General features: G+C 47.5%; 1 tRNA gene and 1 rRNA gene. Both read left to right on the forward strand.

Annotated features, from left to right (window positions below):
• Positions 1-57 (forward strand): 16S ribosomal RNA (locus C6A40_RS24830); the annotation flags it as partial.
• Positions 58-142: 85 nt separating this feature from the next.
• Positions 143-218 (forward strand) — tRNA-Glu (locus C6A40_RS24835).
• The last annotated feature ends 148 nt before the right edge of the window (positions 219-366 follow it).

Raw genomic sequence — 366 nt, forward strand, 5'->3', positions numbered from 1 at the left:
GGGGTGAAGTCGTAACAAGGTAACCGTAGGGGAACCTGCGGTTGGATCACCTCCTTACCTTAAAGAACCTGCCTTTGTAGTGCTCACACAGATTGTCTGATGAAAAGTAAATAGCAAGGCGTCTTGCGATTGAGACTTCAGTGTCCCCTTCGTCTAGAGGCCCAGGACACCGCCCTTTCACGGCGGTAACAGGGGTTCGAATCCCCTAGGGGACGCCACTTGCTGGTTCGTGAGTGAAAGTCACCTGCCGTTATATCTCAAAACTGACTTGCGAGTCACGTTTGAGATATTTGCTCTTTAAAAATCTGGATCAAGCTGAAAATTGAAACGACACATCTTAAATGGTGTGTTCGAGTCTCTCAAATT

The sequence above is a fragment of the Enterobacter sp. GER_MD16_1505_Eko_090 genome, from assembly GCF_003331015.1.
In the GTDB taxonomy this organism is placed as follows: domain Bacteria; phylum Pseudomonadota; class Gammaproteobacteria; order Enterobacterales; family Enterobacteriaceae; genus Enterobacter; species Enterobacter roggenkampii.